This is a genomic window from Paenibacillus sp. MB22_1, from assembly GCF_047200555.1.
Taxonomy (GTDB): domain Bacteria; phylum Bacillota; class Bacilli; order Paenibacillales; family Paenibacillaceae; genus Fontibacillus; species Fontibacillus phoenicis.
Genome location: NZ_JBLADV010000001.1, coordinates 439606 through 454963 on the forward strand (window position 1 = coordinate 439606; position 15358 = coordinate 454963).

At 57.7% G+C, this 15358-nt stretch carries 12 protein-coding genes; 11 read left to right on the forward strand and 1 reads right to left on the reverse strand.

Translation table 11 applies throughout. The features are described 5' to 3' along the window. Positions 1-64: 64 nt before the first annotated feature. The 3 genes from ACL02P_RS01950 to ACL02P_RS01960 are packed head-to-tail and all read left to right on the forward strand — an operon-like array spanning position 65 to position 3016. Positions 65-793, forward strand: coding sequence for a (Fe-S)-binding protein (locus ACL02P_RS01950; RefSeq protein ID WP_412837306.1), 729 nt, complete (start codon positions 65-67; stop codon positions 791-793). Then, positions 790-2292 (forward strand): LutB/LldF family L-lactate oxidation iron-sulfur protein, encoded by a 1503-nt coding sequence (locus ACL02P_RS01955; protein ID WP_412836733.1) that lies wholly within the window; start codon positions 790-792, stop codon positions 2290-2292. The genes ACL02P_RS01950 and ACL02P_RS01955 overlap by 4 nt, the downstream gene beginning before the upstream one ends. Continuing rightward, positions 2285-3016 (forward strand): lactate utilization protein C, encoded by a 732-nt coding sequence (locus tag ACL02P_RS01960; RefSeq protein ID WP_323079110.1) that lies wholly within the window; start codon positions 2285-2287, stop codon positions 3014-3016. The genes ACL02P_RS01955 and ACL02P_RS01960 overlap by 8 nt, the downstream gene beginning before the upstream one ends. A gap of 21 nt (positions 3017-3037) precedes the next feature. Here the strand turns inward: ACL02P_RS01960 and ACL02P_RS01965 are convergent, their stop codons facing one another. After that, complete coding sequence (locus tag ACL02P_RS01965; RefSeq protein WP_260071004.1) at positions 3038-3793, reverse strand: DeoR/GlpR family DNA-binding transcription regulator; 756 nt, start codon at positions 3791-3793, stop codon at positions 3038-3040. 256 nt (positions 3794-4049) lie between these two features. Between ACL02P_RS01965 and rhaB the strand changes: the two genes are divergently transcribed. The 8 genes from rhaB to ACL02P_RS02005 all read left to right on the forward strand — a co-directional run bounded on the left by rhaB (position 4050) and on the right by ACL02P_RS02005 (position 15120). Further along, positions 4050-5507, forward strand: coding sequence for a rhamnulokinase (rhaB, locus tag ACL02P_RS01970; RefSeq protein WP_339299659.1), 1458 nt, complete (start codon positions 4050-4052; stop codon positions 5505-5507). 66 nt (positions 5508-5573) lie between these two features. After that, positions 5574-6830, forward strand: coding sequence for an L-rhamnose isomerase (gene rhaA / locus ACL02P_RS01975; RefSeq protein WP_339299657.1), 1257 nt, complete (start codon positions 5574-5576; stop codon positions 6828-6830). A gap of 65 nt (positions 6831-6895) precedes the next feature. After that, positions 6896-7741, forward strand: a complete 846-nt coding sequence (rhaD, locus tag ACL02P_RS01980) for a rhamnulose-1-phosphate aldolase (RefSeq protein WP_397376616.1) — start codon at positions 6896-6898, stop codon at positions 7739-7741. Positions 7742-8415: 674 nt separating this feature from the next. Continuing rightward, positions 8416-9903: an L-arabinose isomerase gene (gene araA, locus ACL02P_RS01985; RefSeq protein WP_412836734.1), complete on the forward strand. Its 1488-nt coding sequence runs from the start codon at positions 8416-8418 to the stop codon at positions 9901-9903. Positions 9904-10055: 152 nt separating this feature from the next. Then, entirely contained in the window at positions 10056-11156 is a 1101-nt protein-coding gene (locus ACL02P_RS01990; RefSeq protein WP_009224225.1) for a GntR family transcriptional regulator, read from the forward strand. Between the two features lie 165 nt (positions 11157-11321). Next, positions 11322-12017, forward strand: coding sequence for an L-ribulose-5-phosphate 4-epimerase (araD, locus tag ACL02P_RS01995; protein ID WP_009224224.1), 696 nt, complete (start codon positions 11322-11324; stop codon positions 12015-12017). A gap of 22 nt (positions 12018-12039) precedes the next feature. Continuing rightward, on the forward strand, positions 12040-13716 hold the full coding sequence (locus ACL02P_RS02000; protein ID WP_036644640.1) for a ribulokinase: 1677 nt from the start codon (positions 12040-12042) through the stop codon (positions 13714-13716). 273 nt (positions 13717-13989) lie between these two features. Further along, positions 13990-15120, forward strand: coding sequence for a sn-glycerol-1-phosphate dehydrogenase (locus ACL02P_RS02005; RefSeq protein ID WP_412836735.1), 1131 nt, complete (start codon positions 13990-13992; stop codon positions 15118-15120). Positions 15121-15358 lie beyond the last annotated feature (238 nt).

Below are 15358 nucleotides of genomic sequence, written 5' to 3' on the forward strand. Positions count from 1 at the left end.
TGCGAGGATGGAGCGGAGGAATCAAGCGGACACGATAACGGTAGCGGCGAAGACGAAGACGGACATCAAAGTATCCATGTTCGCTACCTGTATCGGCGATGCGGTGTACCCGCGAATCACGGAAGCGATGGCCCGTTTGTTGGCCCGGGTGGGGGTCCGCCTGGAATTTCCGCAAGGTCAGACTTGCTGCGGCCAGCCGGCGTTTAACAGCGGGTATTGGGAGGAAGCACGGCGGTCGGCGGCTACGCTGCTGGAGGCTTTTGCGGACAGCGATTTCGTGGTCGGACCTTCCGGCTCGTGTATCGGGATGATCCATCACTACCCGAAGCTGTTCGAGCATGACCCGGTGCGGCTGGCAATGGCCGAGGAGCTGAAAGCAAAGTCGTATGAATTTACCCAGTTCCTCGTCCAGATGCTGGGCATAACCGATCTTGGGGCGGTGTTTCCGCATAAGGTCACGTATCATCCGTCCTGTCACGGTAGCCGGTTGCTTGGCATTCAGGAGGAGCCGATGGCGCTGCTCCAAAACGTCAAGGGTCTGGAGCTTGTCCCGCTTCCGTTTGCGGAGGATTGCTGCGGGTTCGGCGGAACGTTTGCAGTGAAGATGGCGGATATTTCTGGAGCGATGGTGACGGAAAAAGCAGATCACGTGCTGGAAACGTCCGCTGAGGTGCTGACCGGTCTGGATATGGCCTGCCTGATGAATATCGCCGGTCAACTGCGCTTTCGCCGCCAGCCGGTACGAGTCATGCATCTGGCTGAACTGCTGTACGAAGGAGTGAGCGGAGCATGAAGACTGTGAAGGAACGGGCAGAGCTGGCGCTCAACAATGAGTTTTTGCGCAAAGCAGTGCGCTTTACAACCGAACGGTTGCGGGACGGGAAGCGCAAAGCCTCCGAAGACCATGGCAACTGGGAGGAATGGCGGGAACGAGGACGGCAAATTCGCCTGCATACGATCGCGCATCTCGATTATTACTTGAATCGGTTTGCCGAACAAGCCCGGGCGAATGGGGCGCATGTCCATTTTGCCGAAACGGGAGCGGAAGCGGTGAAGATCGCTTTGGAGATTGCTGCTCATAAAGCAGCCCGCTCTGTCGTGAAGTCGAAATCGATGGTCAGCGAAGAGCTGCACATCAATCGAGCGCTGGAGGAAGCAGGCATCGAGGCGGTGGAGACCGATCTGGGGGAGTATATCATTCAGCTTGCAGGGGAAGCACCTTCGCATATCATCATCCCGGCGATTCACAAGAACCGTCACCAGATCGCCGAACTTCTGTCCCGCGAGGCCGGGGAAGAGCTGCCGCCGGAGACAAGTGTGCTTGCCGGGTTTGTGCGCCGGAAGCTGCGGGAGAAGTTTCTCTCTGCGGACATTGGCATGACCGGTTGTAACTTCGCCATCGCCGAGACGGGCTCGATTGTGCTGTTCGAGAATGAAGGCAACGCCCGCATGGTATCGACCGTGCCCAAAACGCAAATTACGTTTATGGGCATGGAGCGCATCATCCCCTCCTGGAGCGACCTTGAGGTGATGGCCACACTGCTGCCGCGATCGGCCACCGGTCAGAAGCTGACGGTCTACATGTCCGGCATCACCGGCCCACGCCGTGCGGCGGATGGAGACGGTCCGGAGGAGATGCATATCATCATCCTCGACAACGGCCGGTCCGAGCAGCTGGGCGATCCGGAGTTTCAAGAGCTGCTCAACTGCATCCGCTGCGGCGCTTGCCTGAATGCTTGTCCGGTCTATCGCCATATCGGCGGCCATGCCTACGGCGGAACGTACAGCGGCCCGATCGGAGCGGTGCTGACGCCGGCGCTCAACAAAAACGTAGCGGAATGGGACGATATCGCTTCGGCCTCCAGCTTGTGCGGCGCTTGTTATGAAGCGTGCCCGGTCAAAATCCCGTTGCACGACATGCTCGTTTACTTGCGGCGGCGCAAGGTTGAGCAAGGTTATGGCAACAAGCTGGAGACGGCGGGGATGAAGGGCTTCGCTGCGGTGACGTCCAGCGCCAAACGGTATCATCGGGCACTTAAGGCGGGGAGAGTTGCCCAACGGCTTGTCGTACGCAACGGGGAAATCCCGGCGCGCATCGGTCCGCTTAAGGGGTGGAACCGATATCGTGTTGCGCCAAGCCTGGCGAACCAGCCGTTCCGCGAGCGCTGGGATACGCTTCAGCATGAGCTGCGGGCTTCCGTTGCCCACACCGTGACCGCCCAGGCAGCACAGGAACGGATGAAAGCGGCACTGCAAAAGCGGGGGAAAGAAGGTCAAACCAATGATGGATAACGAATATAACGAATGGCTGAAAACAAAGGAAGCGGAAGCGCGGCAGAAGCAGGAGCAGTTTATGAATCGGATTGCCGGGAAGCTGAAACGGCCGCGGCAGCAGGAGGCACCGGTGCATCCGTTTCAGGGAGCGCCAACGTATTGGCGCGAGCTGGAATGGAGTCTGGAGGAGCGAGCTGCGCGCTTTGAGGAGAATTTTACGGCAGCCGGGGGGCATGTTGCACGGCTTCCCGATCTTAAGGCGGCCAAGGCGTTTATCACGGCCAAAGCGCAAGAGCTTAGCGCCCGTTATGTCCTGCGCCAGGACGATCCGTTACTCACGGAGCTCGGGCTGGATGAGGCGCTTGCCGCCGAAGGGGCCCGGGTGTCCGTGTGGAACGGGCATCGTTCCGAGGCGTGGATCGCTCGGGCCGCAGAGGCGGACTTCGGCATCGTGGCGGCGGACTATGCCGTCGCTTACACCGGTTCGCTGGTCGTTCAGTCCGCGGCGGAGAAAGGGCGCTCGGTCAGCTTGCTGCCGACAGCGCTGTTCGCCATCGTCCCCGTAGAGCGGCTAAAAACCCGCCTGGGCGAGGTGCTGGAGACGTTTGATGCGGCCGGGCGAGAAGCCCTGCCGGCCGGCATCCACTTCATCTCCGGCCCCAGCCGTTCAGCGGATATTGAAAACGATCTCACGATTGGGGTGCACGGCCCGGGCATCGTGTTCGCCCTGCTGGTTGGTTAAGCCGAGTGAGGACATCGTGCGCTAATACAGGACTTCGATGTTCTTGCTTTGCAGCAGCTCCAGCCAAGCATCCGAAGGGCGCTGGTCGGTGATTAAATAATCGATCTGCTCCCAATCGGCCAGCTTGATGAAGGCATTTTTGTCAAACTTCGTATGGTCCGCCAGCAAAATCACTTTGTCGGCATGGCGAAGCATATGCTTCTTCAACTCGCATTCCGGCTCATTGGAATCGGAGATGCCTTTGTCCGGCGTCATGCCTTTGCAACTGATCACTGCGGTGTCAACGTTGTATTTCTGCACCGTTTCCTGGGCGGCGGGACCGACCAGCGACAGGGAACGGGCGCGCAGCGAACCGCCGGTGGAGATGATGTTCAGGTTCGCGCTGGCGAATTCGTGGAGGACGCTGACAGAATTGGTGATGACGGTGATGTTGTTCTTCGAATGCAACGTCTTCAAAAATTCAAAGCAAGTCGAGCTGGGATCCACCATCAGCGTGTCACCGTCGTTCACCAGATCGATGGCCTTCAGCGCGATAGCCCGCTTGATCTCCACGTTCAGCGTGTTCCGCGTCGTATACGGCAAATCTTCGTTCGTATGCCGGTTGAGCATCGCACCGCCGTAGGAACGGGTCGCGATTCCTTCTTTCTCGAGCTTTTCCAAGTCACGGCGGATGGTCTCCTCCGTTACTTCGAACATCCGGCTGAGTTCGGACACCAGAACACGCTTGTCCTGATACAGCAGGTCGATGATTTTTTGCTTGCGTTCTGCCGCCAGCATGGCGTTCACCTCGGGATCCGTTCTTATTGTCAAGACGCGAGAGCCTTGATTCCTTCCCATCATAGCGAGAAAAAGGGGCGCTTGGCAACCGGTCTTGAGGAAGCGGGCAGGTGCGGCGAATGGAGTTTCTTCACGGAATAGACAAAAACAAAAGAAAAACAACATAATATTTCTTTGTTTGCGTTGACTTCAAAAGAAAACAGACATAGGATGAAATTAGGAACAGGCAGCATTCCAGAGCGAGGTGCGCTTAGCGATGAGAGATTACGTTGCCGTGGATATCGGCGCCTCCAGCGGGAGGCTGGTAAGGGGAACCCTGCAGGACGGACAATTGTTGCTGCAGGAAATCCACCGGTTTGATAACGGGTTTTCTGAGCGTGACGGGCATTGTTATTGGGATATCGACCATTTGTACCGGGAAATTCTCCGCGGTCTGCAACAGGCGAAAAAACTCGGAATCGGCCGTTGCACGCTGGGCATCGATACGTGGGCGGTGGATTATGCGCTGCTGGACGGGGAAGGAGAGCGGATCGGCGAGGTGTACGCTTATCGTGATGCCCGGACGATCGAGGCGGTCCCCCAGCTACACGCGGTTATCCCGTTTTCACGGATCTATGAGAAAACCGGGATTCAGCATTTGGCCTTTAATACGCTGTATCAGTTATATGCGCACGATTGTGAGGAGCTGGCGAAGGCCAAGCACATCTTGCTTGTGCCGGATTATCTCTATTATTTGTTGTCCGGGAAGCGGATCAGCGAGATGACAAACGCCTCAACTACCGCTTTGTTGAATCTGCAAACCCGCGACTACGACCCGGAATTGCTCGCGCTGCTGGGGCTGTCCCGGTCGAAGTTTCCGGCTCTGACGGAGCCCGGGACACGGCTGGGGTCAATCAAATCGGAGCTGGTCCGGGAGTATGGGCTGCCCGAATGCGAGCTGATCGTGGCGGCGACGCATGATACGGCTTCCGCCGTGCTGGGCGTTCCGGCCAGCGGCGATTCGTGGGCATATCTCAGCAGCGGGACTTGGTCGCTGATCGGGGTAGAGCGGCAGACGCCGCTGGCAACGCCGGAAGCGATGGAGCGCAATTATACGAATGAATGGGGCGCGTACGGCACGTACCGTTTTTTGAAAAACATCATGGGAATGTGGCTGATCCAAGAGGTCCGCAAGGATTACGGAAAACAGCACAGCTATGCGGAATTGGTGGAACTGGCCGAGGCCGTGACGCCGTTCCGTTCCTTGATCAACTGCAACGATGACCGTTTCCTAAATCCTGCGCAGATGACCGAAGAAATCCGGCAGTATTGCAAGGAGACGAGTCAGCCCGTTCCGGATATGCCGGGTGAGGTGGCCAGGTGTATTTTTGACAGCTTGGCCTTATCGTACGATGTTTACCTGCGGGAACTTGAACGGCTGACCGGACAAAAGCCGGAGACGCTTCACATCGTCGGCGGCGGCGCCAACAATGAGCTGCTGTGCCAATGGACCGCGGACGTGGCGGGCATTCCGGTAGAAGCCGGGCCAACGGAGTCCACGGCGCTGGGGAATCTGTTGGTGCAGATGATCAGCAGCGGCGCGATTCGCGATATCGGCGAGGGGCGTGAGCTGATTCGGCGGTCTTTTCCGATTCGGACGTATGTTCCTCGGGGGACTCATGCCGGTGAGATTGCAGAGGCACAAAAACGGTTCGCGGATTTGCTGGCGCGGTGACGATTGGATCGACGATTAGAGTATTGGGCGGATAGATAGATTAGTTATGCCAAAGGAGGAGCAAACATGGACAACGCGATTCAAACCAGCTACAACGAGGCGAAAAAGCTGTATGAGCGCCATGGAATTGACGTCGACGCCGCGCTGGCCCGACTGGCTCAAATCAAAATTTCGCTGCATTGCTGGCAGGGGGATGACGTTAAGGGATTCCTTCATAAGGATCAGGAGCTGGGCGGCGGCCTGGCGGTTACCGGCAGTTATCCAGGCCGTGCGCGGACGCCGGACGAACTGCGTCAAGACTTGGACCAAGCGCTTCGCTTGATTCCGGGTCAACATAAGGTCAACCTTCACGCGATTTACGCGGATACGGATGAACCGGTTGAGCTGGACGCGCTGGAGCCGAGGCATTTTGCCGGTTGGGTCGATTGGGCGAAGGAGCGGGGGCTGGGGCTGGATTTTAACCCGACCTGTTTCTCGCACGAAAAAGCCAAGGACGGGTTTACGCTCAGCCATCCGGACCCGGAAATTCGCAAGTTTTGGATCGACCACTGCAAGGCGTCGCGCAAAATCGCTGAATCGTTTGGGCGGGCGCTTGGGCAGCCTTGCGTCACCAACGTCTGGATCCCGGACGGCTTCAAGGATTCGCCGGTGGATCGGCTTACGCCGCGGGCCCGTTTGATGGAGGCGCTTGATGAAGTTTTTGCCGAGCAGATCGACGAAAAATACAACATTGACGCGGTGGAGAGCAAGCTGTTTGGCATCGGCTCGGAAAGTTATGTCGTCGGCTCGCATGAATTTTACATGGGCTATGCGTTGTCCCGGGGCAAGGCGGTCTGCTTCGACGCCGGCCATTTCCATCCGACGGAGACGATCTCCAACAAGCTGTCCTCCTGGCTGTTGTTTGGCCGCGCACTGCTGTTGCACGTCAGCCGTCCGGTGCGCTGGGACAGCGATCACGTTGTGACGATGGACGACGAGCTGCTGGAAATCGCCCGCGAGTTGGTGCGCGGGGAGCTGCTGGATCGCACACATATCGGTCTCGATTTCTTCGATGGCAGCATCAATCATATCGCGGCTTGGGTCATCGGAACGCGCAACACCCAAAAAGCGCTGCTGCGAGCGATGCTGGAGCCGATTGACACATTGAAGCGGCTGGAACTGGACGGCGACTACACGTCCCGGCTGGCGTTGGTCGAAGAGTTTAAATCGTATCCGTACGGAGCGATTTGGGATTACTTCTGCGCTTCGCAAGGTGTGCCGGTGCGGGAGGCGTGGCTGGCAGACGTGAAAGACTACGAGACGAAGGTGCTGGCGGCGCGGTAACGAAAGCACCCGCATTTTTTAAGCATTATATACTTGAGTAAGGAGAGGAACCTACTGTGAGTACGATGTTATCGGAAGTGGAGAAAGGTTGGCGGATCCCGGGATTGGAAGTCCCGTTTATCCGGGAGATGGCGGAAATCACGTACCATATGTGGCGGCTGGGCTGGGATGAGCGCAACGGAGGCAACATCAGCTATCTGCTCCATGAGGCGGAGGTAGAAAAATATATAGGAACCGCCTCTGCTTCGGAGCGTCGAAAGCTGCCGCTGACGTTTCCGGTGAAGGAGCTGGCGGGAAGATATTTTATCGTGACGGGCTCGGGCAAGTATTTCAAAAATGTGATCTCTGATCCGGAGGCGAACTTGGGCGTGCTGCGAGTGGCTGAGGACGGCGACCAAGTCGAGGTGCTGTGGGGCCTTCGGGATGGGGCGGTACCCACTAGCGAGTTGCCGGCGCATTTTATGAGCCATATCGAGCGTTTGAAGGTGGACCCGGCGCACCGGGTCATCATGCACTGCCACGCCACTCATGCGCTGGCGATGACGTTTGTCCATGAGCTGGACGAGAAAAAGCTGACGAAAACGCTGTGGGAAATGTGCACGGAATGTCTCGTGGTGTTCCCCGACGGTATCGGGATCGTGCCGTGGATGGTGCCCGGCAGCCCGGACATCGGGCGGGCGACGGCCGAGAAGATGCGCGAGCACCGAGTCGTGATTTGGCCGCAGCACGGGATTTTTGGCACTGGTACGACGATCGACGAAGCGTTTGGCTTGATCGAGACAGTGGAGAAGGCTGCGCAGATCTACATGCTGCTTGGCGACCGCCCGGTGCTGCAAAAGATCACCGACGCTCAGCTGCGCGACCTGGCCGCCGCGTTTGGCGTGACCCCGCAGCCGGGGATTTTGAGCTAACGGGTGGAAGAGCAGAAGCTAGGGGCAAAGGATAATAAACGGAGCTGTAAGTGGTGAACAAGTAGGATAGTGATAGGGAGTTAGAATAGAGGAGAGAACTAAAGTAGAAATGTACAGAGAACGAAAACGGACTCCCGTTGCATGGGGGCTGTTTTTGTGCGTGATGAGGCTGCCTCGAAAGGAACTTGATGGTAACGGACACAGGGGACGTTATTCAAGCCAATTTGAAGGATTTTTCAATTTAACGGACCGAGGGGCCCTTATTTCGCATAAATAGCAGCTATATGGGCTCCGTGAGGCTGAATAAAGTCCATGGAGTCCGTTACAACGGGAAATATCCGGGTAATGGGCAAATAAGGTCTTTTAGGTCCGTTTTGTGCCGGATCAGCTCTCCTTTGCTATGTAGCTCTGAAATGGTTTGGTTTATCACTATCCATTTTAACCTACGAGATGTAGCAATTTGGAGGGCTGTCTTTTGTTTACGTTCATCTTAGCTAGCGCTTGATGGTGTTTTGCGAATATCAATTTCGTGAACCCTATTGTCAATTGAAGCAGAGGGAAGTACAATGAGGGTAATTCAACTTGTACGTACAATTAGTGAATTGATGTCGGAAAATCTAATATGGTATGTACAAGTTAATGAGCAATCATTTTTCATAAGGAGGCGCTTTGGCATGAAATTGAAACCGCATTCTTTTTGGTTCGTGACTGGAAGCCAGCATTTATACGGCCCTGAAACGCTGGAAGAGGTAGCGGGCCACTCCCGCATTATCGCAGAACAACTGGACAAAGACCCGGCGATTGGGTTCCCGGTGGTGTTTAAACCGATCGTCACGACGCCGGACGAGATCTATAAGCTGATTCTGGCCGCCAATGGCGACGAGACTTGTGCGGGGATTATCACTTGGATGCACACGTTCTCGCCAGCTAAAATGTGGATCGCCGGCTTGTCCCAACTGCAAAAACCGCTGCTGCACTTCCATACGCAGTTTAACCGCGATATTCCGTGGGAAACGATCGATATGGATTTCATGAACCTGAACCAATCAGCCCACGGTGACCGCGAGTATGGGCATATCGGTGCCCGGCTTGGGATCAATCGCAAAATCGTGGTCGGGCATTGGGAGGACGAGGAAGTCCGTGCGTCGCTGGCGGGCTGGATGCGGACGGCGGTCGCTTATGCTGAGAGCCGGCAGCTGAAGGTAGCGCGCTTTGGCGATAACATGCGCGAAGTGGCGGTGACCGAAGGTGACAAGGTCGAAGCGCAAATCAAATTCGGTTGGTCGGTGAACGGGTATGGCGTTGGTGATCTGGTGCAGGTGCTAAATGAAGTTACCGATGCGGAAGCCGAAGCGCTGCTGAAAGAGTATGCCGAGCAGTACACCATTACGCAAGCCGGTTTAAACAGCGGGCCGATTCGCGACTCCATCGCATATCAGGCGAAGCTTGAAATCGCCATGAAACGGTTCCTGGAGCAAGGCGGCTTTGGCGCGTTCACGACGACGTTTGAGGATCTGCACGGACTCAAGCAACTCCCGGGTCTGGCTGTGCAGCGGTTGATGGAAGCCGGGTACGGTTTTGGCGGGGAAGGCGACTGGAAGACTGCAGCTCTGACTCGTGTGCTCAAAGTGCTGGCAAACAACAAAAGCACCTCGTTTATGGAGGATTACACGTATCATTTTGAGCCGGGCAATCACATGATTCTGGGCGCGCACATGCTGGAGGTGTGCCCGACGATTGCGGCGACGAAGCCGACGATTGAAGTGCACCCGCTGGGCATCGGGGGTAAGGCCGATCCGGCGCGGATGGTGTTCGAAGGCCAGGCGGGTCCGGCGGTTAACGCTTCGCTTGTTGATCTGGGCCATCGCTTCCGGTTGCTGGTCAACGTGGTGGACGGCGTGAAGGTGGAGAAGCCGATGCCGAAGCTGCCGGTGGCCCGCGTATTGTGGAAGCCGCAGCCTTCGCTGCGCGAATCGGCGGAAGCGTGGATTTTGGCCGGCGGGGCGCATCATACGGTGCTGTCTTACGCGATTACGGCCGAGAACCTGTCCGACTGGGCGGAAATGGCCGGCATTGAAGCGGTGATCATCGACAAGGATACCTCGGTACCGCGCTTCAAGAACGAGCTGCGCTGGAGCGATGCGGCTTACCGGTTGCGCTAATCGCAGTGGCAGTTACGCGAGTCGCAGCTGCGTGACGTGAATCAGGCTTGCTTTTGGATAAGGTGTGGAAACAGCCCTCTGCGTTCGCCCGGCCTATGTTACAATAACGGGTAGTAAAGAGAACGGTGGCATTGGTGAAGGGTGGACGAAACATGAACGACCGGAAAATTCCGAAATATATGCAGCTGAAAAACGAATTATTGTCTTGGCTCGAGCAAGGAAAGCTTCAGCCCGGAAAACAGGTTCCGTCGGAGAACGAGATTGCCGAGCAGTTTGGCTTAAGCCGGCAGACGGTTCGGCAGACGTTTGGCGAACTGGAGAAAGAAGGCTGGCTGGAGCGTATCCAGGGCAAAGGCACGTTTGTCCGGCATCCCGGACGGCGGGAGGGCGAAGCGGTGAAGACGATCGGCATTATGACGACGTATATTTCCGATTATATTTTTCCTCATATCGTTCGAGGGGCGGAGGCGGAGCTGCGCCAGCATGGGTATCGGCTGCTGCTGTCCAGCACGGACAACACGAAGGAGAAGGAAAGGGATAGCCTGCAGCTCATGACGAGCCAACCGCTCAGCGGACTGATCATCGAGCCGACGAAGAGCGCGGAGGGGAACCCGAATTTGGGGTATTTTTTGGAGTTACAGGAGAAGGGGATTCCGTATTTGATGATCAACGCGAGATACCCCGAGCTCGAATGTCCGTGCCTGAAGGTGAACGACGAGGCGGGAGGCCGGAAAGCGGCGCTGTACTTGCTGGAAAAAGGGCACCGGCAGATCGCCGGATTTTTCAAAAGGGATGACCTGCAGGGCGTCAACCGGCTGAAGGGGTTCCTGTCGGCCCATCGGGACTTTGGGATTGCGGTGTCGCCGCAGCATGTGGTGACGTTTACGACGGAGCAAAAAGGCGACTATATCTATCAAAAAGCGCTGGAGCTGCTGCAAAAATCGGAGGATCGGCGGCCAACGGCATGGGTGTGCTACAACGACGAGTTAGCGGTGCGGCTGATGGACGCTGCCGCCGCGTGCGGCTTGCGGATTCCGGAGGATTTGTCCGTCATCGGCTTTGACGATTCCAGCCTGGCGGCGGCCTCGGGCACGAAGCTGACGACGCTGACCCACCCCAAAACGGCGATGGGCGAGCTTGCCGCCCGCCAGCTGATCGGGATGATCGAGCGGGGGGAAACGCCGGGCGATACGGTGTTTGAACCGGAGCTGATTGAACGGGATTCGGTGCTGGAACGAACGGTTTTGAAATAAACTGGAACGAGAGAACGAACGGGAACTAGACAACTTGGCGGTGTCACCGTCCTGCTGAAGTTTGGCGGGGCGGTGCCGCTTCGGTTGAAACAGGTGCTTGGTAACTTGTACGTACCTTTTGTTATGTTGGATGACATGGGATAAGGAAAGGGGACGAAGCTTGCGATGTTGGAAGCCTTAAAACAGCAGGTGTGGGAAGCCAATTTGGAGCTTCCGAAGTATGGACTGGTCACGTTTACGTGGGGAAACGTCAGCGGGATCGACCGGGAAAGCGGATTGTTTGTCATTAAACCCAGCGGCGTGCCGTATGAGGAATTAAAGCCGGAGCATATGGTCGTGGTCGACCTGGACGGCAACGTGGTGGAAGGGAATCTGCGCCCGTCCTCCGATACGCCAACGCACCGGGTGTTATATCGCGAATTTCCTGACATCGGCGGGGTTGTGCATACGCATTCGCCGTGGGGAACCAGCTGGGCCCAGGCAGGGCGGGCGTTACCGGCGTATGGAACGACGCATGCGGATTATTTTTACGGTGAGATCCCGGTAACGCGGCCGATGACACGAGCCGAAATTGAAGGCGCTTACGAGTTGGAAACAGGCCATGTGATCGTAGAGCGGTTTAAAGAGCTGGGGCTGGATCCGAACCAGGTGCCGGGAGTGCTTGTGCATTCGCACGCGCCGTTTGTCTGGGGCAAGGATGCGCATCATGCGGTCCATAATGCCGTTGTGCTGGAAGAGGTGGCGAAGATCGCCGCCCGGATGGAGCAGATCAATCCGAATACGCCGGCGATGGATCAGGCGCTGTTGGACCGGCATTTTTTGCGGAAGCATGGAGCCAATGCCTATTACGGGCAGAAATAATGGGATGCAGGGAGGGGTTACGATGAGCAAGGGGAAAAAATACACGATTGGCATCGACTACGGCACGCAGTCCGGCCGCGCCGTGCTGGTGGATTTGTCGGACGGCCGCGAGGTTGCCGACCATGTGACGCCATATCCGCACCATGTCATTGATGAGCGGTTGCCCGGATCTGGGATTAAGCTGGAGCATGATTGGGCTTTGCAGCATCCCGGCGATTATCTGGAGGTGCTGCGGCGCTCGGTGCCTGCGGTGCTCCAGGAATCGGGAATCGATCCGGCGGATGTGATCGGGATTGGCATTGATTTTACCGCCTGCACGATGCTGCCGGTGGATGCGCAAGGCCAGCCGCTGAGCTTCGATCCGGCGCTGGCCGATAACCCGCATAGCTGGGTGAAGCTGTGGAAGCACCATGCGGCTCAGCCGGAGGCAGATAAGATCAACGCGATTGCGGCGGAGCGGGGAGAAGCGTTTTTGGCGCGGTACGGGGGGAAGATCTCGTCCGAATGGATGATTGCGAAGGTATGGCAAATCCTCGATGAAGCGCCGGAGATCTACGAGAAAGCGGATCTATTTCTGGAAGCGACCGACTGGGTCATCGCGCAAATGACCGGCAACATCGTCCGGAACAGCTGTACGGCGGGCTACAAAGCGATTTGGCATAAGCAGGACGGGTATCCGAGTAAGGAGTATTTTAAAGCTCTGGATCCTCGGCTGGAGGATCTGACGGATACCAAACTGCGCGGCGACGTGATTCCGCTGGGGACGAATGCAGGCGGACTGCTGCCGGAGATGGCCGAGATGATGGGCCTGACGCCAGGCATCGCCGTGGCGGTGGGCAACGTGGACGCGCATGCAGCCGTGCCAGCTGTCGGTGTTGTCTCGCCGGGCAAGCTGGTTATGGCGATGGGGACCTCGATTTGCCACATGCTGCTGGGGACGGAAGAAAAGCAGGTTGAAGGCATGTGCGGCGTGGTCGAGGACGGAATCATTCCGGGCTTGTACGGCTATGAAGCCGGGCAGTCGGCTGTGGGGGATATTTTTGAATGGTATGTTGAAGAAGCGTTGCCGGCGTACGTGAAGGAGGCGGCGGAGAAGGAAGGATTGACTGTGCACCAATGGTTGGAGCGGGAAGCCGCTGCGTATCAACCGGGGCAAACGGGCCTGCTCGCGCTCGATTGGTGGAACGGCAACCGGTCTGTGCTGGTGGATACGGATTTGACCGGGATGATCCTGGGGATGACGCTGCTGACCAAACCGCAGGAGATTTATCGGGCATTGCTCGAGGCAACGGCTTTTGGCACGCGCAAAATTATCGACGCGTTTGTTCAAAACGGCGTGCAAGTTGACGCGTTGTATGCCTGCGGCGGATTGCCGCAGAAAAACCGCCTGCTGATGCAGATCTATGCGGATGTGACGAACCGTGAGATTTTTGTGGCAGATTCCAAGCAGACACCGGCCCTCGGCGCGGCGATGTTCGCAGCAGTAGCTGCAGGCGCGGAAGCGGGCGGCTACGATTCGATCCTAGATGCCGCCGAGAAAATGGCCCGCGTCAAAGAGGAAACGTTCAAGCCGATCCCGGCACACGTGGAAGTGTACGAGAAGCTGTATCAGGAATACAGCCAGCTGCACGACTACTTCGGCCGCGGCGAAAACGACGTGATGAAGCGGCTGAAGCGAATCAAGCAAGCGGCGGAGTAAGAGTGGGAGTAAGCGGGGCGAAGGAGTGGCTGGCCTGTCAAGGACTGTGCGCCTCGCCCACCTGTTGTTTATGCAGAAGGTAAAGGATCGAATACCCTCTTGCCCTAAGTCCATGGGCGCCGATTCGAGCTGGAATGGGGTGTCATGGGGTGTCGCGAGGAAAGGGATAGGGCAATTTTTTCGCTTTACGGGGAAATGCGGCAAATCGTAGGGTCCTGAAGAAGTTTTCAGAAAATTGCAGGAAGTTGATGGATGGTCAAGGGAGGGGATAACGTGCTGCAAGACAGACAGTTGGAGCAGTTGAAGGAGATTGAACTAGACCGAGGGGTGATCCGGAAGGTTGCTCCTTACTTGCGGGAACAGGGTTATCGCCATGTCCTGCTGGTGGCGGACGATCATACGTATGCGGCGGGAGAGCAGCTCATGGGTTTGCTGGAAGCGGAGGGCGTGAATACGCGCGTTGTCCTCATTCAACCGGACGCGCAAGGCGATGTGGTCGCCGACGAGATCGCGATTGTTCAGCTGTTGCTGGAGATCCGTCCTGACGAGACGGATGTGCTCCTCGCGGTGGGCTCCGGAACGATCCACGACATCGTCCGGTTTGCCGCCCACAAGACCGGCAAGCCGTTTGTGTCGGTGCCGACCGCGCCGTCCGTGGACGGGTTCACCTCTGCAGGCGCGCCGCTGATTGTACGCGGGGTCAAAAAGACGGTGCCGGCTGTGCCGCCGGTGGCGATTTTTGCTGACCTTGATATTCTCATGGCGGCCCCGCAGCGGTTGGTTGCTGCGGGCTTTGGCGATATGCTCGGTAAATACACCAGCCTGTTCGACTGGAAGTTCTCCCGTCTGACGGCGGGGGAACCTTATGACGAACAGGCGGCGGCGATTACCGAGCGCGCGCTGCGCAGCTGCGTGTCGCACGCCGATGCTATCGGCGCGCGCACGGAAGAAGGGATCCGCGCCTTGATGACGGCGCTGATCGAATCGGGCATCGCCATGCTGCTGTTCGGGCAGTCGCACCCTGCCTCCGGCGCAGAGCACCATCTCTCCCATTACTGGGAGATAGAGTACCTGCGCCAGGGTCGGCGAGCGCTGCTGCACGGTGCCAAAGTTGGCGTTGCCTGCGCCGAGATCGCCCGCGTGTACCACGCCGCGGGCGAAGGGATGCTCCCGGGCGCCGAGCCTGCGGCGCTCCGGGAGCACCGGGAGCAGGTCCGCGCCTGGCTGCGGGACCTGCCCGGCGAAGCCGAGCTCCGCGGCCTGCTGCGCAAGGCCGGCGGGCCGTCGACCCTCGCCGAGCTGGGCATCGGCGAGGAGCTGTTCGCGCGCAGCCTGCGCGAAGCCCACCGCGTGCGCGACCGCCGCACGCTGCTGCGGGCGCTCAACGAGGCGGAGCAGGCCTAGCGCGCGAACCAAGCCGCGGCCGGGCGAGCCGCGGCCGCGTTAAACGAGCCGGCTGGAGCTCCACTTTATCGGAGCTCCAGCCGGCTCGTCCTGTGAATAGCGGTAAATTATTCCGCTATTCTTCAAAAATCCGAATTTTTGGCCAGAATAACGCCAAAAATTTCCCTTATCCAGCCGGATCCCCCCTGAAATGGGGGAGAACCGAGCCACACTCCCAAAATAAGGCCCCAAAATGGCC